The organism is Streptomyces sp. JN8 (genome assembly GCF_055808075.1).
This window is the reverse complement of sequence record NZ_CM147852.1, coordinates 2,659,004-2,685,352: the sequence shown is the minus strand read 5'-3', so window position 1 is coordinate 2,685,352 and position 26,349 is coordinate 2,659,004. Positions and strand designations below refer to the sequence as shown.

Below are 26,349 nucleotides of genomic sequence, written 5' to 3'. Positions count from 1 at the left end.
AGACTTATGGACGCTGTCACCCAGGTCCCCGCTCCGGTCAACGAGCCGGTGCACAGCTACGCCCCCGGCTCCCCCGAGCGCGCCCGCCTCGAGACCAAGCTCAAGGAGCTGGCCGAGAACCCGCGCGAGCTGCCGATGACCATCGGCGGCGTGAAGCGCCTCGGCGGCGGCGAGGAGTTCAAGGTCGTCCAGCCGCACAACCACAAGGCTGTCATCGGCACCTTCCGCGGCGCCACCGCGAAGGACGCCCAGGACGCCGTCGACGCGGCCCTCGCCGCGGCCCCCGCCTGGCGCGCGATGTCCTTCGACGACCGCGCCGCGATCATCCTGCGCGCCGCCGAGCTGCTCGCCGGCCCGTGGCGCGAGACGCTGGCCGCGTCCACCATGCTCGGCCAGTCGAAGACCGCCCAGCAGGCCGAGATCGACACCCCGTGCGAGCTCGTCGACTTCTGGCGCTTCAACGTGGCGTACGCCCGCCAGATCCTCGCGGAGCAGCCGCCGGCGAACTCCCCGGGTGTGTGGAACCGTCTGGACCACCGCCCGCTGGAGGGCTTCGTCTACGCGATCACGCCGTTCAACTTCACGGCGATCGCGGGCAACCTGCCCACCGCCCCCGCCCTCATGGGCAACGTGGTGGTCTGGAAGCCGTCCCCGACGCAGACCCACTCCGCCGTGCTCCTCATGGAGCTCCTGGAGGAGGCCGGCCTGCCGAAGGGCGTCATCAACCTGGTGACCGGCGACGGCATCGCCGTCTCCGAGGTGGCCCTGAACCACCCCGACCTGGCCGGCATCCACTTCACCGGTTCGACCAGGACCTTCCAGCACCTGTGGAAGACCGTCGGCACCAACATCGAGAAGTACCGCTCGTACCCGCGGATCGTCGGCGAGACCGGCGGCAAGGACTTCGTCGTCGCGCACCCCAGCGCCGACCGCGCCATCCTGAAGACCGCGCTGACCCGTGGCTCCTTCGAGTTCCAGGGCCAGAAGTGCTCCGCGTCCTCGCGCGCCTACGTTCCGGCCTCCATCTGGAACGACGGCTTCAAGGAGGAGTTCGCGGCCGAGGTCGACGGCATCACCATGGGTGACGTCACCGACCTGTCGAACTTCATCGGCGCCGTCATCGACGAGCGCTCGTTCGCCAAGAACAAGGCCGCGATCGACCGCGCCGCGGCCGACCCGACCTGCACGATCATCGCCGGCGGCACCTACGACGACTCGGTGGGCTACTTCGTCCGCCCGACCGTCATCGCGTGCACCGACCCGGAGAACGAGGTCTTCAAGGCCGAGTACTTCGGTCCGATCCTGGCCGTCCTGGTCTACGAGGACGAGAAGTACGACGAGATGCTGACCCAGATGGAGTCGGTCTCGGACTACGCCCTCACCGGCTCGGTCATCTCCGGCGACCGTGCCGCGGCCGCGTACACGATGGAGAAGCTCCGCTTCGCCGCGGGCAACTTCTACATCAACGACAAGTCGACCGGCGCCGTCGTCGGCCAGCAGCCCTTCGGCGGCGGCCGTGCCTCGGGCACCAACGACAAGGCCGGCGCCCCGCAGAACCTGATGCGCTGGACGCTGACCCGCGCCATCAAGGAGACGCTGGTCCCGCCGACCGAGTACGGCTACCCCCACATGGGCTGACGCCCCCGCCTCCCCCGGAGGCCCGCCGCGCGAGCGGCCCCCGATCACCGCCCCCCTCCCCGGTCCCCCAACCGAGGACGGGGGCGGTTCTCATCGTGCGGGCTTACGCTGCTGGGAGGGGGTTCGGTGAGGAGGTACGACATGCCCGGTTCGACGACACTCGGCCCTGGGCACGGGGTCGACGCGGTCGAGCATCTCGACGCGCTGCGGATGATGTCCCTGGTCAAGCGGCTCCACGGGCTGCTGACGGAGTCGGGGCCCGACCGGATCACGGACGCGCAGGCCGCGGCCCTGAGCGGGGGCGAGGCCTCCTCCCGGGAGGAGCTCGCCGGCTGGCTGGAGCGGGTGGGCCGGGATCTGGAGAGGGCTACGGCCTGAGGTCGGCGCGCCGCCCGAGGAAGTCCCCGATCAGTTCCGCGATCGCCGGCGCGTGGGTCTCCAGGGCGAAGTGGCCCGTCGGGAGCAGGTGGACCTCGGCGTCCGGGAGGTCCCGGCGGAACGCCTCGGCGCCCGCGGGGACGAAGACCTCGTCGCCCTCGCCCCAGACCGCGAGCAGCGGGACCCGGCTGGTGCGGAAGTACTCCTGGAAGGCCGGGTAGAGCGCGAAGTTGGAGCCGTAGTCGGCGATCAGGGCGAGCTGGATGCCGTCCTGGCCCGGGCGGGCCATGAGCGCCGCGTCGTGGTGCCAGGCGTCCGGGCTCAGCAGGTCCCGGTACGCGGCCGGCACGCCCGTCTCGTACTGCCACCGGATGCCGTCCAGGGAGCGGAGGGCGCGCACCGGCGCCTCCGTCTCCGGGGTGCGCTCCGCGATCAGGGCGAGGACCGGCGCCCAGGCCTCGGCGCCGAGGCCCTCCTCGTAGGCGTTGCCGTTCTGGGTGACGATCGCGGTGATCCGCTCCGGGTGGGCGAGGGCGAGGCGCAGGCCGATGGGGGAGCCGTAGTCCTGGATGTAGAGCGCGAACCGCTCCAGCCCCAGGGTCTCGGTGAACTCCGAGGTGAGCGAGGCCAGTTCGGCGAAGGTGTAGGCGAACTCGGCGGCGTCGGGTGCCGCGCTGCGGCCGAAGCCCAGGTGGTCGGGGGCGATCAGCCGGTAGCGGTCGGCGAGCAGCGGGATCAGGTCGCGGAACATGTGCGAGCTGGTGGGGAAGCCGTGCAGCAGGAGGAGGACGGGCGCGTCGGCCGGACCGGCCTCCCGGTAGGCGATCTCGTGGCCCCGGACGGTGGCGGTGCGGTGGTGGACGGACAAAACGGCGGACGTCATCTCTAACCCCTTACGTGCACGACAGTGGTTATGAGTCGACTCAAGCAGGCTTCCTCTAACCTGTCAATGTTCCTTTAAGGGTTAGAGGTGATGTGGGAGTCTGGGGCCATGACCGTGAGGACCGCGCCCACCCACGAACTCGGGGCCGATCGGCTCCGCTCCGTACGCGCGCTGCTCGACGACGCCTTCGACGGAGGCTTCTCCGACGAGGACTGGGACCACTGCCTCGGCGGCGTCCACGCCTGGATCGAGGACGAGCACGGCATCGCGGCCCACGGTGCCGTCGTCCTGCGCCGCGCCCGCCACCGCGGGCGCTCCCACCGCGTCGGGTACGTCGAGGCCGTCGCCGTCCGGGCCGGCCTCCGGCGGCGGGGGCTCGGTGGCGCCGTGATGGCCGCACTGGAGCGGGTGATCGACGGGACCCACGCCTTTGGGGCCCTCGGCGCCTCGGACGAGGGGGCCGCGCTCTACCGGGCGCGCGGCTGGCGGGTCTGGGAGGGCCGCATCGAGGCGATGGGACCCGAGGGGCCCGTCCGGCTCGCGGAGGAGGAGGGACACGTCCTGCTGCGCCCGGCGGCCGGCCGGAGACTGCCCGATCCGGCCGCCGCGCTCGTCTTCGACTGGCGTGACGGCGACGTGATGTGAGGAGGCGTCAGGAGGAGCTCGGGCGCTCCTGGTCCACCCGCCCCCTGGCCGTCTCCAGGTGCGAGGTGAACAGGGCGGAGAACATCGAGGCGAGCGCGATGGTGATCGCGAGCCCGCCCGTGCCGAGCGTCCCGATGAAGCAGGCCGCCGTCGCGGCGCCGACCACGACGGCCCACACCGCGAGCGCCGCCTTGCCGCGGCGGCTCAGGAACAGCCACCGGCGCGGGGCGGCCGGCCGGACGTCCAGGGATCCGGCGGGGCCCGCCGTCGCCGCCCGCGGCCGCTTGAAGTAGCCGTACACCAGCCACTCCCCGCACGGCTCCCAGCCCTCCGGCTCCAGCTCGGCCAGCACCTTGGCCCGGCGCCCGGCGCCGATGACCTCGCGGCGGTACTCCCAGCGCAGGGTCGCCGTCGCGGGACGTCGGCAGACGAACCGGCCGAGGGGGTCCAGGGACTCCACCTCCCAGCCCTGGTCGCCGTGGACGGCGAGCATCCGGCGGTCGTTGAAGAGGTCCGCCGTCCAGGTCCAGCTCTCCGCCCGGTCGTCCGGTTCGCCCGGCAGCGGCGCGAGGCCGCCGAGCCGGGCGGCGAACGCGGCGGCCGGCCCGAACTCCTCCTCCGGGTGCGCCCCGGTCCCGGAGAGGTGCCCGCGCAGGTCCTCGACGGTGGCGTCGATCTGCTCCTGCGGCACGCCCGCGGCGCGCAGCGCGTCGGCGAGCTCGGCGAAGTAGCGGTCGGGTGCGGTGGTCATGCGGTGGTTCCCCCTGGGTGGAGCGTGGTCTCGACGGCGCGGTGGAAGCGCAGCCAGTCGCGGCTCTCGGTGGCGAGGTGCTCGCGCCCTTGTGCGGTGAGCCGGTAGTAGCGGCGCCCCGGGCCGCGCTCCGCGGCGCGGAACTCGGCCTCCACCAGACCCGCTTCCTCCAGCCGGTTCAGTACGGGATAGAGCGTCCCGCCCTTGATCTCGCCGAGTCCCGCCTCGGCGAGCGCCCTGGCGATCTCGTACCCGTAGCTCTCGCCGTCGGTCAGGCGGGAGAGGACGAGCAGGTCGAGGACTCCCTTGAGCCAGCTGGATCTGCGGTCTGCGGCCATGGGTGTATTGCACCACCAGCTAGGTAGGGATGCAAACTAGATAGTGGGGCCGAGTTCATCGGGCGACCAGCATCTTCCCCAGGTTCTCGCCGCGCAGCATCCCGAGGAACGCGCTCACGATGTGCTCGAAGCCCTCCACCATCGTCACGTCCAGGGGCAGCGAGCCGTCGCGCAGCCCCGGAACGGCCAGGTCGTACAGCTCCTCCAGGGCGTCGGCGTGGTCGCGCACCAGGAACCCCTCCAGCCGGATGCTCTTGCCGACCACGTCGAAGAGGTTGCGCGGAGCCGGCGGGGGAGTGGAGAGCGCGTGGTACTGGCCCACCGCGCCGACCCAGGCGATCCGCCCGAACGGGCGCAGCGATCCGATCGCCGCCTCCAGATGGTCGCCGCCCACCCCGTCCAGCACGGCGTCGAGCCCGTCCGGCGCCGCCGCGGCGAGCAGCTCCGGGACCGGGCCGTCGTGGTAGTCGAAGGCCGCGTCGAAACCGACCCGCTCCGTCAGGTACGCCGCCTTCCGCGCCGAACCCGCGCTGCCCACGAGCCGGCCCGCGCCCAGCAGCCGGGCCAGCCGGCCCGCCGCGGTGCCCACCCCGCCCGCCGCGGCCGAGACGAACAGGTCCTCGCCCGGCTGGAGGCGCGCGATCCGGGTCAGACCCACGAAGGCCGACAGGCCCGTACCGCCGAGCAGGCTCAGGTGCGCCGCGAGCGGGACGCCGGGGCCGAGGTCCGGGACCTTCCTCGCCTCGGCGGGGGACACGACGGAGTGCGTGCGCCAGCCCCGGCGGTGCAGGACGAGGTCGTCCGGCCGTAGCGCGGGGTCGCGGGACTCCAGGACCCGGCCCAGCGTGCGGCCCTCCATGGGGGAGCCTAGGGTCCAGATCTCGTCCGAGTCCATCGCCTCGCGGTGGTAGGGGTCGACCGACCACTGGAGGTTCTCGACCAGGGCGGTGCCCGGCTCCGGTGCCGGGACCGCGGACTCGGTGAAGGCGAAGAGGCCGGGCGTGGGGAAGCCGTCCGGACGGGCGGTCTGCCGGACGGTGATCATGGTGTCGTTCGTCATGCCGCCGACCGTAGGAAGGAATCCGGCGGCCGGGCAGGGGGTAGCGTCGATGGCCGCGGCCCGTCCATGAGCGCCGCTCATAGACACAGGTGGGAGCCCCCGTGACCGAACTCGCGCCCCGCGAACTGCGCGTCCTCGTCGCCGTCGCCGACACCGGTGGCTTCTCGGCGGCCGCCGCCGTCCTCGGCATGACCCAGTCCGCGGTCTCCCACTCGGTGCGGGGCAGCGAGCGGCGGCTGGGCGCGGTCCTCTTCGACCGCGGCCGGTCCGGCGCGTCCCCGACGCCGGCGGGCGCGGTGGCCCTCGCGCACGCGCGGCGGGCCCTCCGGCTCCTGGAGGTGATGGGCTCCGAGGTGCGCGCCGCGGCGAGTGCCGCGGCGGGCGCCGGGGCGGGCGCGGGCGTCCCCGCCGGACCGCTGCGGATCGCGGCCTTCCGCAGCGCCGCGCTCCATCTGCTCCCGCGGGCCCTGGGGCGTCTGACGGAGCGGCACCCGGGGATCGTGCCCGAGGTGCGGATCGTGCGGGAGGTGGGGCGCGGGACCGCCGGCGAGGTGCTCGACGGGCGGGCCGACCTCGGCATCGCGACGCTCGGCACGACCTCGCCCGTCCCGCCGGAGCTGGTCGGCGGCGTCCTGGTGGAGGAGGGGTACGCGCTGGTGCACCCGGCGGGCCATCCGGCACCCCGCTCGCTCCCGCTGATCGACTGGACCGAGAACTGCACCTCGTACACGCGCGACTGGTGGGCCGGGCAGGAGTGGCTGCCGCCCGCCACCGTCCGGGCCGAGGACGACGGGACGGTGCTCTCGATGGTGGGCACCGGTTTCGGGATGGCGGTCATGCCGGAGCTGTCCCTGGTCGGAGCGCCGTCCTCGGTCGAGATCACCGATCTCGGTCCGGACCGCCCGACCCGCTCCGTCGGCTACGTCACCACCCCCGAGCTGGCCTCCTCGCTCGCCGTACGGGCCCTCATCCGCGAGCTGCGGGCCATCGCGGGCTGACGCGCCGTGGCATGCCGTCTCAGATAGTAGGAAGTCCGAGTAATTGTGGAGACAGATGAGGGGACCTGCCCTAGCTTTGTAGAAGCCGAACGTCTCGCTTCATCAGCGAATGGCGGTCGAGAGCGCGACGCCCTGTGCAGGCAACCCCTGCGGCGGCGCTCCCCGCCCCTGCCGGCACCTTCGATCACCACTGATCTCCGCACTTCGGATCACCACTGATCTCAAGGAGTCGATCCCTCATGGCAACTCAGACCGCCCGCCGCGTCCGCCACTCCGCCAACCGTCCCAGCGACGAGGCCCGCCAGAACGCCGCAGCCGCCCTCCAGCGCGCCCTCGACCGCCGTGACAACGGCGGCTCCACCGGCCACTGACCCCCCGTCACCCGAAGGGCGCTTCGTCCACATGATGGACGAGACGTGTCAGACGATGGGACGAAGAGTAGGGTGCCGACATGTCTCACAGCATCAATCTCGCAGTCATTCCCGGCGACGGCATCGGCCAGGAGGTCGTGGCCCAGGGCCTCAAGATCCTCGCGGCCGTCCTTCCCCAGGACGTGAAGCTGGAGACCGAGGAGTACGACTTCGGCGCCAAGCGCTACCACGCCACCGGTGAGACCCTCACCGACGCCGACCTCGACTCGCTCAAGAAGCACGACGCCATCCTGCTCGGCGCCATCGGCGACCCGTCGGTGCCGTCCGGGGTGCTGGAGCGCGGCTTCCTCCTGAAGCTCCGCTTCGCCTTCGACCACCACGTGAACCTGCGTCCCTCGAAGCTGCTCCCCGGCGTCGCCACCCCGCTCGCCGGGCAGCCCGAGATCGACTTCGTCGTGGTCCGCGAGGGCACCGAGGGCCCGTACACCGGCAACGGCGGCACGATCCGCAAGGGCACCCCGCACGAGGTCGCCACCGAGGTCTCGGTCAACACCGCCTTCGGCGTCGAGCGGGTCGTCCGCGACGCCTTCGCCCGCGCCCAGGCCCGCCCGCGCAAGAAGCTCACGCTGGTCCACAAGAACAACGTGCTGACCTTCGCCGGCCACCTGTGGACGGACATCTTCACCAAGGTCGCGGCCGAGTTCCCCGAGGTCACCACCGACTACCTGCACGTCGACGCCGCGACGATCTTCCTCGTCACCGACCCGGCCCGCTTCGACGTGATCGTCACCGACAACCTCTTCGGCGACATCATCACCGACCTCGCCGCGGCCGTCTCCGGCGGCATCGGCGTCGCCGCCTCGGGCAACATCAACCCGAGCGGCGCGTTCCCGTCCATGTTCGAGCCGGTCCACGGCTCCGCGCCGGACATCGCGGGCCAGGGCAAGGCCGACCCCACGGCCACCGTCCTCTCCGTCGCGCTCCTGCTCCGCCACCTCGGCTACGAGACCGAGGCCGCCCGGGTCGAGGAGGCCGTCGCGGCCGACCTCACCGAGCGGGGCGACTCCGTCCGCACCACGGACGAGATCGGCGACGCGCTCGCCGCGCGAGTAGCGAGCTGACCCGCGCCGACTGACTCTCCACAGCAGCCGCCGGGTCGCCTCAGCGCCCGGCGGCTGTACCTGTGCGGCCGCAGGGTGCAACCATCGAACCCTGGACCGTGTTCACCCGTTTCGTGCACCGGCCCCCACGAGCGATAATCGAACGTGGGGCCGCGGCATGCGGGCATGCTCGGACGTCCACGTACCGCGGACGTCAGCCGCAGACTGAGGCGTGAGCGCGGTCCGACACACACAACCGGTGAAGGACACGCACTCATGACGACGCCCACCATCGAGCTCAAGCCCTCCTCCAGCCCGCTGTCCGACGCGGAGCGCGAGACGATCCTGGCCAACCCCGGGTTCGGCCGCCACTTCACCGACCACATGGTCACCATCCGGTGGACCGAGGGCCGGGGCTGGCACGACGGGCAGCTCGTGCCGTACGGCCCGCTGCACCTGGACCCGGCGACCAGCGTCCTCCACTACGCGCAGGAGATCTTCGAGGGACTGAAGGCCTACCGCCGCCCCGACGGTTCGGTCGCCACCTTCCGCCCCGACGCCAACGGCCGCCGCTTCCAGTACTCCGCGCGCCGCCTCGGCATGCCGGAGCTCCCGGTCGAGACCTTCATCGAGGCCTGCGACGTGCTGGTCCGCCAGGACCGGGCGTGGGTGCCCGCGCACGGCGGCGAGGAGTCCCTCTACCTGCGTCCGTTCATGATCGCGACCGAGGTCGGCCTCGGCGTCCGCCCGGCCAACGAGTACCTCTTCGTCGTCATCGCCTCCCCGGCCGGCGCGTACTTCCCGGCGGGCGTCAAGCCGGTCTCCATCTGGGCCTCCGAGGACCGGGTCCGTGCCGTCCCCGGCGGCGTCGGCGACGCCAAGACCGGCGGCAACTACGCCGCCTCCCTGCTCGCCCAGGCCGAGGCCGCCGAGAAGGGCTGCATCCAGGTCGCCTACCTCGACGCGGTCGAGCACAAGTGGGTCGAGGAGCTCGGCGGCATGAACCTGTACTTCGTGTACGGGAACAAGATCGTCACCCCGACCCTCACCGGCTCGCTGCTCGCGGGCATCACCCGCGACTCGCTCCTCAAGGTCGCCGAGGACCTCGGCTACGAGTCGGAGGAGTCCCGGATCTCCATCGACCAGTGGCAGAACGACAGCGAGAACGGCACCCTCACCGAGGTCTTCGCCTGCGGCACCGCCGCCGTGATCACCCCCGTCGGCACGGTGAAGTCCGCCCGGGGCGAGTGGCAGCAGTCGGGCGGCGAGCCCGGCGAGGTCACGATGAAGCTCCGCGAGGCGCTCCTCGCCGTCCAGACCGGCAAGGCCGAGGACGTCCACGGCTGGATGCACCAGCTGGGCTAGTCGCCCGCCTCGGAGGACGCCCCGCCGGCGGTGCCGGGCCCACGGCCCGATCGGCGGGGCGTCTCCATGAGTCCGGCTCCCTCGGAATGAGGCCGGCTCCCTCGGAATGAGGCCGTCTCCCTCGGACCGGGCCCGCGGTCCGGTCCCTGGGTCGGGGCCCGCGATTCGGTCCCTGGCCGGGTCCGCGATTCGGTCCCTGGGTCGGGGCCCGCGATTCGGTCCCTGGCCGGGTCCGCGATCCGGTCCCAGGGTCGGGGCCCGCGATCCGGTCCCTGTCCGGGTCCGCGATCCGGTCCACGGTCGGGAGTGCGAGTCCGCCCGCGATCGGGCCCGTTGCCCGGCCCGCTGCCCGGCCCGTGGGCCAGCCCGTGGACCGGGTCCCGGGCCTGGCCCCCGCCTCCGACGGGACGAGCCCGTGCCCCCTCCTCCGACGGGCCTGGCCCGGCCCCGTCCGAGGAGGCCGGTACTACTCCGCGGTCGCCAGGGCCTCCGGGGCCGTCGCGTCCATCGGGGCCCTGTTCGGCGTCAGGACCGCGTACAGCGCCCCGCCCACGAGGCCCGACAGCACGAAGCTGCAGTCGATCCCGCCGGTCAGCGCCAGCAGCGGCCCCTCGTACAGGGGCGTCGACACCGCGGCGAGGCCGACCGCCGCGCCGATCGCCCAGGAGGCGGTGGCGCGCGGGTGCCACCCCGCCGAGTACCAGTAGATCCCCCCGCGCGAGCGCCGGTTGTAGACCTGGAGGGCCTCCGGGTCGTACGCGCCGCGGCAGCGCACGTGCCCGATCAGGGTGATCACCGCCCACGGCGTGCCGATCGCCGTGAGCAGCAGCACGAACGAGGTCATCGCCGACTGGGCGTCCGAGGCGAAGTGGCCGAGGAAGACGAAGGCCGTCGCGACCGCCGCGACCACGAGCGTGGCCCGGGCCCGGGTGGCCTTCGGCAGGATCGCGTCCAGGTCGAGGCCCATCGAGTACAGCATCAGCCCGGCGTTGCCGACGGATCCGGCGGTGGCCGCGAGCAGCAGCGGGACGAGGTACCAGGCGGGCGAGGCGGCGACCAGCGGCCCGGCGTAGTCGAGTCCGCCGCGGGCGGCGAGCGCCGTGAACGTGCCGAAGAGCTGGGGGACCAGCAGCCCGACGACCAGGCCGAGACAGGTGGCCCGCCAGACGGACCGGGAGCTGTGCCGCTCGGGGGAGACGTACCGGGTGTAGTCGCCGAGCAGAGTGATGAAGGCGACCGGTCCGCTGAGGCCCGCCGCCACCGCCGAGAGCAGCCAGGTCGGCCAGAACGAGCCGAGCAGGTAGGGGGTGTCCGGCACCGCGGCCGCCGTGAAGTCGCCGGCGTACGCCAGGAGTCCGAGGGCGAGGAGCACGGTCATGACGACGGAGAGCGCCTTGCTCAGCTTGAGCAGCAGCCGGTAGCCGTACACCGCGGCGACCGCGGTCCCGGCGGCCAGCAGTGCGTAGACGGCCGCGTGTGCGGCGCCGCCGGTCGGGAGGCCGACCAGCCGGGCGAGCGTCCCCACCATCACGTCGCCGCCGATCCAGAGGGTCAGCGCCGTGTAGCCGAGGGAGAGCAGCAGGCCGACCACCGAGCCGACCAGCCGGCCCCGGACGCCGAAGAAGGCGCCGGAGGAGGTGGAGAGGTTGGTGGCGGTGCGGAGCGACACGAGGGCCAGCGGGGCGGTGACCGCGACGCCGACGAGGGTGCCGGTGACGACGGAGGCCACCGAGGCCCAGAGCCCGAGCCCGAAGGAGACCGGCAGCCAGCCGAAGACGATCACCCCCAGGCAGAGGTTGGACCCGAGCAGGATCGCGACGAGATCACGGGGCCCGCTGGTGCGTTCGGCCTCGGGGACGGTGTCGACTCCGCGCTGTTCTATGGGCATGGGGTCTCCTGGGGACGGGAGCGGCGGGCGTATTTAGAGCGACGCTCAATGTGACCTGAGCCAGCATGCCGAGTCAATGCTTGGAGGAAAGCGGCTGAACATTTAGAGTGTCGCTCAAAAGAGTGGCGAGGGGACGGCCCGCCCCGTGCGCGGGGCGGCGGGCCCCGCCCGCCACGACCGCCCGCCACGACCGCCCGCCACGACCGCCCGCCACGACCGCCCGCCCCGCCCCGATCGGCCGGGGCTCCCCGACGACCAGCCCTGCGAACGCCCCCCGGCCCACCCGGACCGTCTAGCCCCACGAGGACCCGTCACCATGACCTACCGCATGCCCGCCGAGTGGACGCCGCACGAGCGCACCTGGATGGCCTGGCCCAGCCCCAACCCCACCTTCACCAACGCCGAGGAGCTGGCCGAGGCCCGTACGGCCTGGGCGTCCGTGGCCCGCGCCGTGCGCCGCTTCGAGCCCGTGACGATGGTGGTGGCCCCCGGCGACGCCGACTCCGCCCGCGCCCTCGTGGGCGAGGACGTCGAGCTGGTCGAGCGGGACCTCGACGACGCCTGGATGCGGGACATCGGCCCGACCTTCGTCACCGACGGCACCGCACTGGCCGCCGTCGACTGGGTGTTCAACGGCTGGGGCGCCCAGGACTGGGCCCGCTGGGAGCACGACTCGAAGATCGCCCGGCACGTCGCGGACACGGCGGGCGTCCCGGTCCTCTCCTCCCCCCTCGTCAACGAGGGCGGCGCCCTCCACGTCGACGGCGAGGGCACCGTCCTGCTGACCGACACCGTGCAGCTCGGCTCCGGCCGCAACCCCGGGTGGACCCGCGAGCAGGTCGAGGCCGAGATCCACGCCAAGCTCGGCACGACGAAGGCGATCTGGCTCCCGCACGGCCTCAGCGGCGACTACGGCCTCTACGGCACCCAGGGCCACGTCGACATCGTCGCCGCCTTCGCCCGCCCCGGCACGGTCCTCGTCCACAGCCAGCAGGACCCGGCCCACCCCGACTACGAGCGCTCCCGGATGTACGTGAACATCCTGCGCGGCCAGACCGACGCCCAGGGCCGCCCCCTGGAGGTCGTCGAGATCCCCGCCCCGACCGTCCTGAAGGACGAGGAGGGCGACTGGGTCGACTACTCGTACATCAACCACTACCTGTGCAACGGCGGCGTGGTCCTCTGCGCCTTCGACGACCCGCACGACGAGCTGGCCGCCGAGATCTTCCGCCGCCTCTTCCCGGAGCGCGAGGTCGTCCTGGTCGACGCCCGCACGATCTTCGCAGGTGGGGGCGGCATCCACTGCATCACCCAGCAGCAGCCGAAGGTCTGAGGCCGGGAGGGGGATGAGGTAGAACGTACGAGTGACCCGTATGGACCCCTCCGACCCCTCCCGCCCCTCCGTCGCGGCCGCCCCGCCCCGCCGGCGCAACCAGGCCGCCCCGCCCCGCGAGGAGCTGCTCGCCGCCGCCATGGACACCATCGCCGAGCGCGGGCTCGACGGGCTCACCATGGCGGGGCTCGGGCGGCAGGTCGGGATGAGCAGCGGGCACCTGCTCTACTACTTCCGCACCAAGGACGAACTGCTGCTCCAGACCCTGGAGTGGAGCGAGGGGCGCCTAGGCGCGGAGCGCAGCGCCCTGCTCTCCCGGCCCGGGACCGCCCGCGAGCGGCTCGACGGGTACGTCGACGTCTACGTGCCCGACGGACCGCGCGATCCGCACTGGATCCTCTGGCTGGAGGTCTGGAACCGGTCCCAGAACGCGGACGCCGACGCCCGGGTCCGGCAGGCCGCCATCGAGGGGGCCTGGCACCGCGACCTGGTCGCGATCCTCGCCGAGGGCGTCTCGCGCGGCGAGTTCCGGCCGGTCGACCCGGACCGCTTCGCCACCCGCACGAGGGCGCTCCTGGACGGCTTCAGCGTGCACGTCGCCGTCGGCGTGCCCGGCACCGGACGCGAGCAAGTCCTGGCACACGTACGAGAGTTCATCGAGCAGGACCTGCTGCCACGGCCCTAGCCGCAGCCCTGGCCGCGGCCCTGGCCGCGCACCGGCCCGCCGTCGCCCCCGCCCGGCCCGCGACCACAACGCACGCAAGTACACGGGATCGTTGCCCGCTGCACCCTTGTTGCCCCGGCGTCACCTCCGGCACGGTTCCGGTCCATGGGACGAGAGCACTGGAAGAAGATCTGGGTCGGCTCCGCCGGCAACATGGTCGAGTGGTTCGACTGGTTCGTGTACGCCAGCTTCGCCACCTACTTCGCGGGGGCGTTCTTCCCCGAGGGGAACGACACGGCCAAACTCATGAACACCGCCGGCATCTTCGCCGTCGGCTTCTTCATGCGGCCCGTCGGCGGCTGGCTCCTCGGCCGGGTCGGCGACCGCAGGGGCCGCAAGGCGGCCCTCACCCTCACCGTCACCCTGATGTCCGCCTCCGCGCTCCTCATCGCGGTCGCGCCCACCTACGCCGTCGCCGGGTACGGCGGCGCCGCCGTCCTCCTGGTCGCGCGCCTCCTCCAGGGACTGTCCGTCGGCGGCGAGTACGCCGCCAGCGCCACCTACCTCACCGAGGCCTCGGCCCCCGAGCGCCGCGGCTTCGCCTCCAGCTTCCAGTACGTGTCGATGACCGCCGGCCAGATCCTCGGCCTCGGCCTGCTGCTCGTCCTCCAGCACACCCTCTCCACCGAGGCCCTGCACAGCTGGGGTTGGCGCATCCCCTTCGTCCTCGGCGCCCTCGGCGCCGCCGTCGTCTTCTACCTGCGCCGCACGATGCTGGAGACGGAGGTGTACGAGACCACCGCCGACGACGGGGTCGCGAGCGACCAGAAGGGCACCCTCACGGCGCTCTGGGCGCACCGGCGCGAGGCCTTCCTCGTCGTCGCGCTCACCATGGGCGGCACCGTCGCGTACTACACGTACACCACCTACCTCACCAAGTACCTCTCCAACTCCGCGGGCCTCCCCAAGCAGACCGCCACCCTGGTCTCCTTCTGCGCCCTCATCGTCTTCGCCTGCCTCCAGCCGCTGGCCGGACGCCTCTCCGACCGCATCGGCCGCCGCCCCCTGCTCATCACCTTCGCGGTGGGCTCGACGCTCCTCACCGTCCCGATCCTGACGATGCTGAAGCACGCCGGCTCCTTCTGGCCGGCCCTCGGGCTCTCGCTGCTCGCGCTGGTCGTCGTCACCGGCTACACCTCGATCAACGCCTGCGTGAAGGCCGAGCTCTTCCCCACCGGCATCCGCGCCCTCGGCGTCGCCCTGCCGTACGCCGTCGCCAACGCGCTCTTCGGCGGAACGGCCGAGTACGTGGCCCTCTGGTTCAAGGACGCGGGCGTCGAGTCGGGCTTCTACTGGTACGTGGCGGGCTGCGCGGCCGTCTCCCTGGTCGTCTACCTCACGATGCGGGAGACCCGGGACATCGACCTGGGGCGGGTCGGCGCGGACGGCGGCGACGCCCTGCCCGGCCGCGAGCCGGACCGGCTGCCCGTATCGTGAGATCCCCGTCCCGCCGGGACGCCACCTGTGTCAGACTTCCGGCGTGCTTGCTACCACGATGATTATCGGCAGCAGTGCGCCGGTCCGCAGTGGCCACTGAATCGCGGCACGACCCCCGCGGCAGTGGACACCGTGCCTCAGACCCGCGCGCAGACCTCTCGCACCCGCGAGGGGTTTTTTCGTTTTCCGGCCCCACCCGCGCCGGAGACCGACGCCGCGTGAGAATGGGGGCAAGTGGATCCATCCCTTCCGGAGCCACATCCGACAGGAGCCATCACAGCCATGACCACGGAGAACGCCGAGAGCCCGGGCCTCGACGACAGCTTCCATGTCTTCGACACGACGCTGCGCGACGGGGCGCAGCGTGAAGGCATCAACCTCACCGTCGCGGACAAGCTGACCATCGCACGGCACCTCGACGAGTTCGGCGTGGGCTTCATCGAGGGCGGCTGGCCCGGGGCCAACCCGCGCGACACGGAGTTCTTCGCCCGCGCCCGCCAGGAGATCGACTTCAAGAACGCGCAGCTCGTCGCCTTCGGCGCCACGCGCAGACCCGGCGGCGACGCGGCCGCGGACCCGCAGGTCAAGGCGCTCCTCGAATCCGGCGCCCCGGTCGTCACGCTGGTGGCGAAGTCGCACGACCGGCACGTCGAGCTCGCCCTGCGCACCACCCTCGACGAGAACCTGGAGATGGTCCGCGACACCGTCTCCCACCTGGTCTCCGAGGGCCGCCGCGTCTTCGTCGACTGCGAGCACTTCTTCGACGGCTACAAGGCCAACCCCGACTACGCCAAGGCCGTCGTCCGCGCCGCCCACGAGGCCGGCGCCGACGTCGTCATCCTCTGCGACACCAACGGCGGCATGCTCCCCGCCCAGATCCAGGCCGTCGTGGCCACGGTCATCGCCGACACCGGCGCCCGCCTCGGCATCCACGCCCAGGACGACACCGGCTGCGCCGTCGCCAACACCCTGGCCGCCGTCGACGCCGGCGCCACCCACGTCCAGTGCACCGCCAACGGCTACGGCGAGCGGGTCGGCAACGCCAACCTCTTCCCCGTCGTCGCCGCCCTGGAGCTGAAGTACGGCAAGAAGGTGCTGCCCGACGGCGCCCTCGCCGAGATGACCCGGATCTCGCACGCCATCGCCGAGGTCGTCAACCTCACCCCCTCCACCCACCAGCCCTACGTCGGCGTCTCCGCCTTCGCGCACAAGGCCGGGCTCCACGCCTCCGCGATCAAGGTCGACCCCGACCTCTACCAGCACATCGACCCCGAGCTGGTCGGCAACACCATGCGGATGCTGGTCTCCGACATGGCCGGCCGGGCCTCCATCGAGCTCAAGGGCAAGGAGCTCGGCGTCGACCTGGGCGACGACCGCGCGCTCGTGGCCCGGGTCGTCGAGCGGGTCAAGGAGCGCGAGCTCCAGGGCTACACCTACGAGGCCGCCGACGCCTCCTTCGAGCTGCTCCTCCGGGAGGAGGCCGAGGGCCGGGCCCGCCGCTACTTCCGCACCGAGTCCTGGCGCGCGATCGTCGAGGACCGCCCCGACGGCACCCACGCCAACGAGGCCACCGTGAAGCTCTGGGCCAAGGGCGAGCGGATCGTCGCCACCGCCGAGGGCAACGGCCCCGTCAACGCCCTCGACCGCGCGATGCGGCTCGCCCTGGAGCGGATCTACCCGCAACTCGCCAAGTTCGAGCTGGTCGACTACAAGGTCCGCATCCTGGAGGGCCGCCACGGCACCGAGTCCACCACCCGCGTCCTGATCACCACCAGCGACGGCAACGGCGAGTGGTCGACCGTCGGCGTCGGCGAGAACGTCATCGCGGCCTCCTGGCAGGCCCTGGAGGACGCCTTCACGTACGGCGTGCTGCGGGCCGGGATCGACCCCGCCGAGTAGCCGGCCCGCTGCCCGAAGCGCTGGTCTATGTCTTGTTTGTCGCGCTTCGGGTAGCGTCGAACCATGAGGACCAGGCCGCTCTCCGTCCTGTCGGCCCTCGGCGGGCTGATACTGCTGCTGCTCCTGGCCCTGGCACCCTCCGCGGGCGCCAGGGCCACGGGGATCCCCGACGCGGCCGCCGCCCTGAGACAGGGCCCGGTCTACGTCGACCCGGGCGCCGCCGACCAGCTGTCGACGTCCGAGGCGAACGCCCTCGCCCAGAAGATCAAGGACGCGGACAAGCCCCTGTTCGTGGCGGTCCTGCCCGCGAACGCCCAGTTCCCGCCGAAGGACCTCCTCGCGAACCTGCGGACCCAGACCGGCGTCACCGGCCTCTACGCGGTCCGCCTCGGCGACCGCTTCGACGCGGGCGCCGACCGCGCCGTGATGTCCCAGCAGGCCGTGCGCAACCTGGTCACCTCCGTCCGCCAGCCGGGCGTGGACGCGGCCACCGAACTGAACAACTTCGTCGACCAGGCCCTGCCCACCCTGCGCGGCTCCGCCCCGGCCGGCTGGGGCGCCGTCGGCACCGACTCGGGCGTCCCGGTCGCCGGCCTCGTCACCCTGGGCGCCGTGGTCGTCGCGGGCGGCGCCGGTGCCTACGCGGTCACCCGACGCAAGCGGCTCCGCAAGGAGGCGGAGGAGCGCGCCGCACTCGACAAGCTCCGGGTCGTCGTCGACGAGGACATCACCGCCTTCGGCGAGGAACTCGAACGCCTCGACTTCCACCCCGCCGAGCCGGGCGCCGACGACGCCATGCGCGCCGACTACGAACGCTCCCTCGACTCGTACGACAAGGCGAAGTCCCTGATGGCCTCCGCCGCCCGGCCCCACGACGTCCGCGCCGTCACCGAGGCCCTGGACGACGGCCGGCACGCGCTCGCCGTCCTCGCCGCCCGCCGCGAGTCCCGACCGCTGCCCGAGCGCCGCGCCCCCTGCTTCTTCGACCCGCGGCACGGCCCCTCCACCGAGGACCGCACCTGGAGCCCGGCGGGCGGAACGGCCCGCCAGGTCCCGGTCTGCGCGGCCGACGCGTCCCGCCTCGACGACGGCCTCGACCCGATGGCCCGCACGGTGGACGCGGACGGCGTCCGCCGCCCGTACTGGGAGGCGGGCCCGGCCTACGGCCCCTGGGCCGGCGGCTACTTCGGCGGCGGCCTGCTCCCCGGCCTCCTGATGGGCACCGTCCTCGGCTCGATGCTCTCCACCCCGGCGTACGCGGCCGAGTACGGCGGCGACTTCGAGGGCGGCGACTTCTCGGGAGCCGACTTCAACACCGGCGACTTCGGAGGCAGCGGCTTCGGCGACGGCGGCGGCGGCTTCGGAGGCGGCGACTTCGGCGGCGGCGGCGACTTCGGCGGGGGCGGGTTCTAGGGCCCCGGCCGGAAGCCTCAGACCAGTGGCTTCACCGACATCAGCAGGTGGCGGTGGGTCGCCTGGGGGCCGTCGGTGAGGAGGGCGCGCTGGCCCGGGCCCAGGACGTGGAAGTGGACCTCCGGGGTGTCCAGGGTGGTCAGCGCGTCCAGGAGGTAGCCGGGGTTGAAGGCGACCGTGAGGGTGTCCGGGCCCGTGAGGGTGGCCGGGAGGTGCTGGGAGGCGATGTCGTCCTCGTAGCCCGCCTGGAGGTGGATCGCGGTGGGGGTGAAGGTGAGCTGGACCGGGCTGTCGCCCTCCGCGACGACCGCGACCCGCTTCACCGCCTCGGCCAGCGGGGCCCGCGCGGTGGAGGCCAGGGCGTGGTCGCCGAGCGTGAACAGCTTGTCGTGGCGGGGGAGGCGGCCGTCCAGCAGCCGGGTCGTGGTGCGCAGGCCGCCGTTCTCGAAGCCGATCGAGCCGCCGTCCAGGGCGAGCACGGCCGGTCCGGTGCCCGCCAGGGAGCGGGCGATCTCGGTGAGACGGCGGGCCGGGACGACCACGTCGGCCGCTTCGCCGGAGGCCTCGGCCCCGGGCTTCCACTCCAGGGTGCGGACCGCGTAGCGGTAGCGGTCGGTGGCGGCGAGCGTCATGGTCGTGCCGTCCAGGGCGAGCCGTATGCCGGTGAGGACCGGCAGCGCGTCGTCCCGGCCCGCCGCCACGGCCACCTGCCCGACCGCCGTGGCGAACGCGTCCCCGTCCACCAGGCCGCGGACCTCGGGCAGCGCGGGCGGGGCCGGGTAGTCCTCCAGCGGCAGCAGGGAGAGTCCGAAACGGGCGTCGCCGGAGGTCACCGAGAGGCGGCCGCCCTCGACGGCGAGCCCGGTGCGGCCCCGGGGGAGGACCTTGCAGATGTCGAGCAGCCGCCGGCCCAGGACCAGGGCGCGGCCCTCGACGTCCGTGTCGGCCTCGACTTCGACCCGGGCCGAGGCCTCGTGGTCGAGGCCGGAGACCCGCAGCCGGCCGTCCGCCGCCTCCAGGAGGAGGCCGCCGAGGACGGGCAGGGGGGAGCGGGCCGGCAGGACGCGCGCGGCCCAGGCGACGGCTTCGGTCAGCACGCCGCTGTCGATACGGAGTTCCATGCCGCCGACGCTAGACGCCGGCACTGACAATGCCGAGCGCCCGCCGTCCGCTGCTGCGGAGGGCGGGCGCGCTCGGGGTGACTCAGGCGGCGTTCTTGATCGCGGAGATGTCGAAGTTCAGCTTGACCTTGTCGCTGACCATCACGCCGCCGGCCTCCAGCGCCGCGTTCCAGGTCAGGCCCCAGTCGGAGCGCAGGATCTCGGCGGAGCCCTCGAAGCCGACGCGCTCGTTGCCGTACACGTCCGTCGCGGAGCCGTTGAACTCCAGGTCGATCGCGAGCGGCTTCGTGACGTCCTTGATGGTCAGGTCGCCGGTGATCCGGTACTTGTCGCCGCCGAGCTGCTGCGCCTCCAGGGAGCGGAAGGTCATCAGCGGGAACTGCTCGGCGTCGAAGAAGTCGCCGCTGCGCAGGTGGCCGTCGCGGTCGCCGATGCCGGTGTCGATCGAGGCGATCCTGACGTCGATCGAGGCGGTGGAGGCGCCCGGGTTCGCGCCGTCCAGCTTCAGGACGCCCTCGTGCTCGGCGAAGGTGCCGCGGACGTTGGTGACCATGGCGTGACGGACGGTGAAGCCGATGCTGCTGTGGGCCGGGTCGATGGTGTAGTCGCCGGTCAGGGCGGCGAGGGCCGGGTCGACGGGGAGGGTGGCGACGGCGACGGCGGACTCGTTGCTCTTGCGGTTGAAGATACCCATGACTGACAACTCCTTGATCGGGACGTGTGCTGATCGGTTCTTGTTGAACCTTCAACGAGAATGACTGTAGACCCATTCCGTTCAACTTTCAACATCTCTGGAGGATGTTCACCCGAACGGCGTCGAGAGGGCGACCGCGGGGACGAGGCGGCCCGCCCCCCTGGGCGGCCGCCGCCCCCGTGGTTCCGGCCCGGAGAAGCCCCTCCGGTGGTCGCTTGGACTAACCGAACGGGGTTCTTGGACTGGAGGGGCCCGCGCGGCGCGATCTCGTTGACGGTGCCGCAGGGGCGGGGGCCAACTAGTGCGCATGTCCCTCCCCCCTTCGCGAAGAATCCGTGCGGCCTGCGCCCTCGCCGTCGCTTCCTCCGCCGTGTTCGCCCTGGCCGGGCCCGCCCTGGCCGACGGTGCCGCGGCCCGCGGGGCGACCGCCGCCACCCCGACCGCCGCCACCCCGGCCGGCGCCGCCTCGGACGCCCCCGGCACGGCGTCCGCCCCCGGCGCCGCGGACGGCCCCGTCATCGCCTCCGGCCGGCTCGCCGTGGCCGTCGCCGCGGATTTCCCCCGCGTCCTCTCGTACACCGACCGCGCGAGCGGCGCCCGGCTCCTCGGCAGCACGGCCCCCGTCACGAAGGTCGTCCTCAACGGCACCGCCCACGACGTCCGGGTCAAGGCCGCTCCCGCCCTGACCGCCTCCTCCGCCGCGTACACCCTCGTCTTCCCCGAACTGCCGGGCGTCGAGATCGACGCCCGGCTCGGCGTCGACGGGCGGACCACCACCTTCCGGGTGACCGCCGTCCGCGACACCGAGGCGTTCCGCGTCGGCACGCTCGACATACCGGGCCACGACCTGGTCTCCGTAGGCTCCTCGGACCCCGGCGCCGCGACCGCCTTCACCCGGCTCGACCCGGACTCCACCCGGACCGCCGACGTCTTCGCCCGGATCACCGACGCGACGGCCGCCGAGCCCGCCCCGGTGGGCGCCGGCTACGCGATCGTCAGCACCGGGCGGCTCGCCGCCGCCGTCGAGTCCAACTCCAGCTACGACAAGCCCTCCGGCGCGTCCGCCCGCGACGGCGCCCGCTTCTGGCACCAGGCCCGCACGCGGGCCGCCGGCACCGGCACCGAGACCCGGGTCGGCGTCTGGTCGGGCCAGTGGACCTACCGCGGCGAGGGCGCCCCCAAGCCCGCGACCGGCGACGGACTGCCCTGGGCCAAGGTCGTCGTCACCCCCGACGCCAACGGCGACGGCACCACCGACTGGCAGGACGGCGCCGTCGCCTTCCGCACGATCGGGATCAGGGCCCCGGGCAGCGAGGACACCCCCGACCGGGTCGTCGCCCACATCCCGTTCAACTTCGCCTCACAGGCCACCCACCCCTTCCTGCGCACCCTCGACGACGTCAAGCGGATCTCGCTCTCCACCGACGGACTCGGCCAGTTCGCGCTGCTCAAGGGGTACGGCTCCGAGGGCCACGACTCCGCCCACCCGGACTACGGGGGCAACTACAACAAGCGGGCCGGCGGCCTCGCCGACCTCAACACCCTCCTCAAGGAGGGCCGGAAGTGGGGCGCCGACTTCGGCGTCCACGTCAACGCCACCGAGGCCTACCCCGAGGCGAGGAACTTCAGCGAGACCCTGGTCGACAAGACGAAGCCCGGCTGGAACTGGCTCAACCAGAGCTACTACATCGACCAGCGCCGCGACCTCAACAGCGGCGACCTCGCCCGCCGCTTCCAGCAGCTCCGCGACGAGACCGACCGCAACCTCTCCACCCTCTACATCGACGTCTACTACACCCACGGCTGGATCGCCGACGAGACGATGCGGGCCGTGCAGGCCCAGGGCTGGAACGTCGCCACCGAGTGGTCCGACAAGTTCGAGCGGGCCTCCCTCTGGTCCCACTGGGCCAACGACCTCGACTACGGCGGCGCCACCAACAAGGGCCTCAACTCGCAGATCATCCGCTTCATCCGCAACGGCGAGAAGGACGTCTGGAACGACCACCCGGTCCTCGGCCAGACCGCCCTGGTCGACTTCGAGGGCTGGACCGGCGAGACCGACTGGAACGACTTCACCGCCAACGTCTGGCAGCGGAACCTGCCCGCCAAGTACCTCCAGCAGGAGCGGATCACCCGCTGGAACGGCGACGACCTCACCTTCACCGGCGGCGTCCGCGGCACCGTCGAGGACGGCGTCCGCACCTTCTACGAGCACGGCCGCAAGGTCCTCGACGGCGAGCGCTACCTGCTGCCCTGGGACGACGGCAAGAAGCTCTACCACTACAACAGGACCGGCGGCACGACCAGTTGGGCCGTCCCCGCCGGGACGCGCTCCTACTCCGTGTACCGGCTCACCGACAACGGGCGCGTGAAGACCGCCACCGTGCGGCCCGTCGACGGCCGGATCACCCTGGACGCCGCCGCCGGACAGCCCTACGTCCTGTACCCCGACCGCGCACCCGCGCAGCACGCCCCGAAGTGGGGCCAGGGCACCCCGGTCGCGGACCCCGGCTTCAACGACGCCGCGCTCACCGCCTGGACCAGGACCGGCACCGTCGCCCGGGACACCGACGCGCAGGGCCGCAACAGCGCCAGGCTCACCGGCACCGCCGCCGCCTCGGTCGCCCAGCGGATCACCGGCCTCGTCCCGGGCCGGCGGTACACCGCCTCCGCCCTGATCGAGGTCCAGCCCGGGGCCACCCGGCCCACCACCCTCTCCGCCGGCGGGCGGAACGTCACCGTCGAACGCTCCGCGCTCCAGGACCGGGTCGCCGCCTCCGACTGGAACGGCACCCGCCTCCAGCGCGCCAAGGTCACCTTCACCGCGCCGCGCGGCGCCACGATCCTGCGGATCGAGGCCGCGGCCGGCAGCGCCGCCGCCGTCCGCGTCGACGACGTCCGGATCGTCGCCAACGCCCCCGCCACCCGGCCCGGGGCCCTGGTGCACGAGGACTTCGAGGCCGTCGACCAGGGCTGGGGCCCCTTCCTCAAGGGGGACGCGGGCGGCACCACCGACCCGCGCACCCACATCGCCCAGCTGCACGCCCCCTACACCCAGGCGGGCTGGAACGGAAAGCCGATCGACGACGTCATCGGCGGCGCCGAGTCCCTCAAGTCCCACGACGAGAACAGCGGACTCGTCTACCGGACCGCCCCCTGGACCGTCCCGATGAAGGACGGCCACCGCTACCGCGTCGAGTACGCCTACCGCTCCAGCCACGCGGGCGCGTACGAGTGGGTCACCGGCTACGACCGCGCGGACGGCACCCAGGCCGAGACCCGCCGCACCCCGATCGGTCAGCAGCGGACCGACGGGCGCTTCTCCGAGACCGTCACCGCCGGCTGCGGCGACACCTGGACCGGCCTGCGCAAGCGCGCCGACGCACCGGACGGCGCCGACTTCGTCCTCGACGACTTCACCGTCACCGACCTCGGACCGGCCGCCGAACGCGCCGCCTGCGGCACCCTGACCCTCACCGCCCCCGAGACCCTGGTGCCGGGCCGCCCGAACAAGGTCACGGCCGTCTTCGGCAACGACGAGGCGACCGAGGTCTCCGGCGCCCTGGCCGCGCTCGCCCTGCCGGCCGGCTGGACCGCCGAACCGGCCGCCCCCGTCGCCCTCGGCACGGTCGCGCCGGGCGGCAGGGCCACGGCCACCTGGCAGGTGACGCCCCCGGTGGACGCCGCCTACCGGCCGTACACCCTGGACGCCTCCCTCGCCTACACCGTCGCGGGAGGGGCGCGGAAGCTCGCCGCCGCCGCCACCGTCCGCACCCTGCCCCCGCCGCCCACCGCCGACAGCTGGGCCGGCGACCTCGACTGGACCTCGGCGACCAACGGCTGGGGCCCGGTCGAGCGCAACCTCTCCAACGGCGAGACCGGCACCGGCGACGGCTCCCCGCTGCGCATCGGGGGAGTGACGTACGCCAAGGGCCTCGGCACCCACGCGCCCTCGACGGTCCGCTACTACCTGGGCGGCCGCTGCACCTCCCTCACCGCCGAGGTCGGGGTGGACGACGTCCAGACCTCGCGGGGCAGCGTCCGGTTCAGCGTGCTCGCCGACGGGGCCGCGAAGGCGACGTCCCCGGTCCTCCGGGCCGCGGACGCGGCCTGGTCGCTCACCGCCGACGTCACCGGCGCCGACTACGTCGACCTGGTGGTCGACGACGGCGGGGACGGCAACGGCAACGACCACGCGGACTGGGGCGGCGCCCGCTTCCACTGCGGAGGCTGATCCCGCCGGAGAACAACGGGCCCGCGCCCCTCACGGGGGGCGCGGGCCCTACCGCGGCGTCCACTAGGTTGGGGGGCCGACCCGGGCCCGACGAATCCCCGCCCGCCAGGGTCTATGTCGGACCCCTACAAACACGAGGGGTGCCTGGCTGTTGACTCGTGCCGAACGGTTCCTCGTTCTGTCCAGCCTCACCAGGATTCGACACGCGAGACTGTACGGAGTCGACGGCGGGGTTTTCTTGTCCGACTTCGTAGGGTCGGTACATGACCGTTGTGGACCAGATCCCGAGCGAGCCCGTCGACGCCCGTGGCCGAGTGGCCGAGCTGCACGTCCTGCGCGAGCAGGCCCTCAGCGGCCCGAGTGAGCGCGCGACCGAGGCCCAGCACGCCAAGGGCAAGCTGACGGCGCGCGAGCGCATCGAGCTGCTGCTCGACCCTGGTTCCTTCAACGAGGTCGAGCAGCTCCGCCGGCACCGCGCCCAGGGCTTCGGCCTGGAGGCGAAGAAGCCGTACACCGACGGCGTGATCACCGGATGGGGCACCGTCGAGGGCCGCACGGTCTTCGTCTACGCGCACGACTTCCGGATCTTCGGCGGCGCGCTGGGCGAGGCCCACGCCACGAAGATCCACAAGATCATGGACATGGCCATCGCGGCCGGTGCCCCGCTGGTCTCCCTGAACGACGGCGCGGGCGCCCGCATCCAGGAGGGCGTCTCGGCGCTCGCCGGCTACGGCGGCATCTTCCAGCGCAACACCCGCGCGAGCGGCGTCATCCCGCAGATCTCGGTGATGCTCGGCCCGTGCGCCGGCGGCGCGGCCTACAGCCCGGCGCTGACGGACTTCGTCTTCATGGTCCGCGAGACCTCGCAGATGTTCATCACCGGACCGGACGTCGTCAAGGCGGTCACCGGCGAGGAGATCACCCAGAACGGCCTCGGCGGCGCCGACGTCCACGCGGGTGTCTCCGGCGTCTCCCACTTCGCGTACGACGACGAGGAGACCTGCATCGCGGAGGTCCGCTACCTCCTCTCGATGCTCCCGCAGAACAACCGCGAGAACCCGCCGACCGTCGCCTCCGAGGACCCGGCGGACCGCCGCTCCGACGTCCTCCTCGACCTGGTCCCGGCCGACGGCAACCGCCCGTACGACATGCACAAGGTCATCGAGGAGCTCGTCGACGACGGCGACTACCTGGAGGTCCACGAGCGCTGGGCCCGCAACATCATCTGCGCGCTGGCCCGTCTCGACGGCCAGGTCGTCGGCATCGTGGCCAACCAGCCGCAGACGCTGGCCGGTGTCCTCGACATCGAGGCCTCCGAGAAGGCCGCCCGCTTCGTGCAGATGTGCGACGCGTTCAACATCCCGATCATCACCCTTCTGGACGTGCCCGGCTTCCTGCCGGGCGTCGACCAGGAGCACGGTGGAATCATCAGGCACGGCGCGAAGCTGCTCTACGCGTACTGCAACGCGACCGTGCCCCGGATCTCCCTGATCCTGCGCAAGGCCTACGGCGGCGCCTACATCGTGATGGACTCCCAGTCCATCGGCGCCGACCTGACGTACGCCTGGCCCACCAACGAAATCGCGGTCATGGGCGCCGAGGGCGCCGCCAACGTGATCTTCCGCAAGCAGATCGCGGAGGCCGAGGACTCGGAGGCCATGCGGGCCCGCATGGTCAAGGAGTACAAGGCCGAGCTGATGCACCCGTACTACGCGGCGGAGCGCGGCCTGGTCGACGACGTCATCGACCCCGCCGACACCCGCCAGGTGCTCATCAGGTCCCTCGCGATGCTCCGCACCAAGCACGCCGACCTGCCGTCCCGCAAGCACGGCAACCCGCCTCAGTAAGAGGAGTCATCCACGTGACCACGCCTGCCAACCTTCTCCGTGTCGAGAAGGGCCACGCCGACCCCGAGGAGCTGGCCGCCATCACGGCGGTGCTGCTCGCCCGTGCCGCCGCCCGGTCCGAGGAGGACCCCGCCGCGGGCCACCGCGGCCGCACCACGGCCGGCTGGCGCCGCCTGGAGCGCGAGCACGGCTTCCGCGCCCCGCACAGCTGGCGCTGAGCGACGCAGGAGGG

22 protein-coding genes are annotated in these 26,349 nt (G+C 72.7%); 15 read left to right on the top strand and 7 right to left on the bottom strand.

Going from position 1 to position 26,349, the window contains the following annotated elements; all coding sequences use genetic code 11:
• Positions 1-6: 6 nt before the first annotated feature.
• Positions 7-1,638: an L-glutamate gamma-semialdehyde dehydrogenase gene (gene pruA, locus ACY0MR_RS11450; protein WP_388793739.1), complete on the top strand. Its 1,632-nt coding sequence runs from the start codon at positions 7-9 to the stop codon at positions 1,636-1,638.
• 141 nt (positions 1,639-1,779) lie between these two features.
• On the top strand, positions 1,780-2,016 hold the full coding sequence (locus ACY0MR_RS11445) for a hypothetical protein (RefSeq protein ID WP_388793741.1): 237 nt from the start codon (positions 1,780-1,782) through the stop codon (positions 2,014-2,016).
• On the opposite strand, the gene ACY0MR_RS11440 is transcribed toward ACY0MR_RS11445, so the two are convergent.
• The gene (locus ACY0MR_RS11440) at positions 2,006-2,899 is read right to left on the bottom strand and encodes an alpha/beta fold hydrolase (protein WP_473560583.1); all 894 of its coding nucleotides are present in this window, start codon (positions 2,897-2,899) and stop codon (positions 2,006-2,008) included. The two genes, ACY0MR_RS11445 and ACY0MR_RS11440, sit on opposite strands and share 11 nt — an antisense overlap.
• A gap of 108 nt (positions 2,900-3,007) precedes the next feature.
• Here ACY0MR_RS11440 and ACY0MR_RS11435 point away from each other — a divergent pair, with 108 nt between their 5' ends.
• The gene (locus ACY0MR_RS11435) at positions 3,008-3,544 is read left to right on the top strand and encodes a GNAT family N-acetyltransferase (RefSeq protein WP_473560581.1); all 537 of its coding nucleotides are present in this window, start codon (positions 3,008-3,010) and stop codon (positions 3,542-3,544) included.
• A 7-nt stretch (positions 3,545-3,551) separates the two neighbouring features.
• On the opposite strand, the gene ACY0MR_RS11430 is transcribed toward ACY0MR_RS11435, so the two are convergent.
• From ACY0MR_RS11430 to ACY0MR_RS11420, 3 genes are read right to left on the bottom strand one after another with little or no spacing between them, the layout of a single operon-like run.
• Entirely contained in the window at positions 3,552-4,295 is a 744-nt protein-coding gene (locus ACY0MR_RS11430) for a hypothetical protein (RefSeq protein WP_473560579.1), read from the bottom strand.
• Positions 4,292-4,633 carry a PadR family transcriptional regulator gene (locus tag ACY0MR_RS11425; protein WP_388793749.1) on the bottom strand — a complete coding sequence of 114 codons (342 nt, stop codon included), beginning with the start codon at positions 4,631-4,633 and terminating at the stop codon, positions 4,292-4,294. The genes ACY0MR_RS11430 and ACY0MR_RS11425 overlap by 4 nt, the downstream gene beginning before the upstream one ends.
• A gap of 55 nt (positions 4,634-4,688) precedes the next feature.
• Complete coding sequence (locus ACY0MR_RS11420; RefSeq protein ID WP_473560577.1) at positions 4,689-5,693, bottom strand: zinc-binding dehydrogenase; 1,005 nt, start codon at positions 5,691-5,693, stop codon at positions 4,689-4,691.
• Between the two features lie 101 nt (positions 5,694-5,794).
• Here ACY0MR_RS11420 and ACY0MR_RS11415 point away from each other — a divergent pair, with 101 nt between their 5' ends.
• From ACY0MR_RS11415 to ACY0MR_RS11400, 4 genes are all read left to right on the top strand, one after another.
• Positions 5,795-6,691 carry a LysR family transcriptional regulator gene (locus tag ACY0MR_RS11415; RefSeq protein ID WP_473560575.1) on the top strand — a complete coding sequence of 299 codons (897 nt, stop codon included), beginning with the start codon at positions 5,795-5,797 and terminating at the stop codon, positions 6,689-6,691.
• A 239-nt stretch (positions 6,692-6,930) separates the two neighbouring features.
• Positions 6,931-7,062, top strand: coding sequence for a hypothetical protein (locus ACY0MR_RS11410; protein WP_260461862.1), 132 nt, complete (start codon positions 6,931-6,933; stop codon positions 7,060-7,062).
• A gap of 80 nt (positions 7,063-7,142) precedes the next feature.
• Positions 7,143-8,183 (top strand): 3-isopropylmalate dehydrogenase, encoded by a 1,041-nt coding sequence (locus ACY0MR_RS11405; protein WP_361851117.1) that lies wholly within the window; start codon positions 7,143-7,145, stop codon positions 8,181-8,183.
• A gap of 255 nt (positions 8,184-8,438) precedes the next feature.
• Positions 8,439-9,527, top strand: coding sequence for a branched-chain amino acid aminotransferase (locus ACY0MR_RS11400; protein ID WP_361851119.1), 1,089 nt, complete (start codon positions 8,439-8,441; stop codon positions 9,525-9,527).
• A gap of 466 nt (positions 9,528-9,993) precedes the next feature.
• Here the strand turns inward: ACY0MR_RS11400 and ACY0MR_RS11395 are convergent, their stop codons facing one another.
• Positions 9,994-11,415, bottom strand: a complete 1,422-nt coding sequence (locus ACY0MR_RS11395) for a cytosine permease (protein ID WP_473560572.1) — start codon at positions 11,413-11,415, stop codon at positions 9,994-9,996.
• Positions 11,416-11,731: 316 nt separating this feature from the next.
• On the opposite strand from ACY0MR_RS11395, the gene ACY0MR_RS11390 reads away from it, so the two are divergent.
• The 5 genes from ACY0MR_RS11390 to ACY0MR_RS11370 all read left to right on the top strand — a co-directional run bounded on the left by ACY0MR_RS11390 (position 11,732) and on the right by ACY0MR_RS11370 (position 18,221).
• Positions 11,732-12,748: an agmatine deiminase family protein gene (locus ACY0MR_RS11390; RefSeq protein ID WP_388793760.1), complete on the top strand. Its 1,017-nt coding sequence runs from the start codon at positions 11,732-11,734 to the stop codon at positions 12,746-12,748.
• 139 nt (positions 12,749-12,887) lie between these two features.
• Positions 12,888-13,433, top strand: coding sequence for a TetR/AcrR family transcriptional regulator (locus ACY0MR_RS11385; RefSeq protein WP_361851144.1), 546 nt, complete (start codon positions 12,888-12,890; stop codon positions 13,431-13,433).
• Between the two features lie 144 nt (positions 13,434-13,577).
• Positions 13,578-14,909, top strand: coding sequence for an MFS transporter (locus ACY0MR_RS11380; protein ID WP_473560570.1), 1,332 nt, complete (start codon positions 13,578-13,580; stop codon positions 14,907-14,909).
• A 282-nt stretch (positions 14,910-15,191) separates the two neighbouring features.
• The gene (gene cimA / locus ACY0MR_RS11375) at positions 15,192-16,808 is read left to right on the top strand and encodes a citramalate synthase (RefSeq protein WP_388793764.1); all 1,617 of its coding nucleotides are present in this window, start codon (positions 15,192-15,194) and stop codon (positions 16,806-16,808) included.
• A gap of 63 nt (positions 16,809-16,871) precedes the next feature.
• Positions 16,872-18,221: a hypothetical protein gene (locus ACY0MR_RS11370; RefSeq protein ID WP_473560568.1), complete on the top strand. Its 1,350-nt coding sequence runs from the start codon at positions 16,872-16,874 to the stop codon at positions 18,219-18,221.
• Positions 18,222-18,238: 17 nt separating this feature from the next.
• On the opposite strand, the gene dnaN is transcribed toward ACY0MR_RS11370, so the two are convergent.
• On the bottom strand, positions 18,239-19,342 hold the full coding sequence (dnaN, locus tag ACY0MR_RS11365) for a DNA polymerase III subunit beta (protein ID WP_473560566.1): 1,104 nt from the start codon (positions 19,340-19,342) through the stop codon (positions 18,239-18,241).
• Between the two features lie 82 nt (positions 19,343-19,424).
• Complete coding sequence (locus ACY0MR_RS11360; protein ID WP_473560564.1) at positions 19,425-20,036, bottom strand: YceI family protein; 612 nt, start codon at positions 20,034-20,036, stop codon at positions 19,425-19,427.
• Positions 20,037-20,343: 307 nt separating this feature from the next.
• Here ACY0MR_RS11360 and ACY0MR_RS11355 point away from each other — a divergent pair, with 307 nt between their 5' ends.
• The 3 genes from ACY0MR_RS11355 to ACY0MR_RS11345 all read left to right on the top strand — a co-directional run bounded on the left by ACY0MR_RS11355 (position 20,344) and on the right by ACY0MR_RS11345 (position 26,335).
• The gene (locus ACY0MR_RS11355) at positions 20,344-24,270 is read left to right on the top strand and encodes an endo-alpha-N-acetylgalactosaminidase family protein (RefSeq protein WP_473560562.1); all 3,927 of its coding nucleotides are present in this window, start codon (positions 20,344-20,346) and stop codon (positions 24,268-24,270) included.
• A 263-nt stretch (positions 24,271-24,533) separates the two neighbouring features.
• Positions 24,534-26,117, top strand: a complete 1,584-nt coding sequence (locus ACY0MR_RS11350; RefSeq protein ID WP_361851137.1) for an acyl-CoA carboxylase subunit beta — start codon at positions 24,534-24,536, stop codon at positions 26,115-26,117.
• Between the two features lie 14 nt (positions 26,118-26,131).
• Complete coding sequence (locus ACY0MR_RS11345; protein ID WP_473560560.1) at positions 26,132-26,335, top strand: acyl-CoA carboxylase subunit epsilon; 204 nt, start codon at positions 26,132-26,134, stop codon at positions 26,333-26,335.
• Positions 26,336-26,349: the final 14 nt, after the last annotated feature.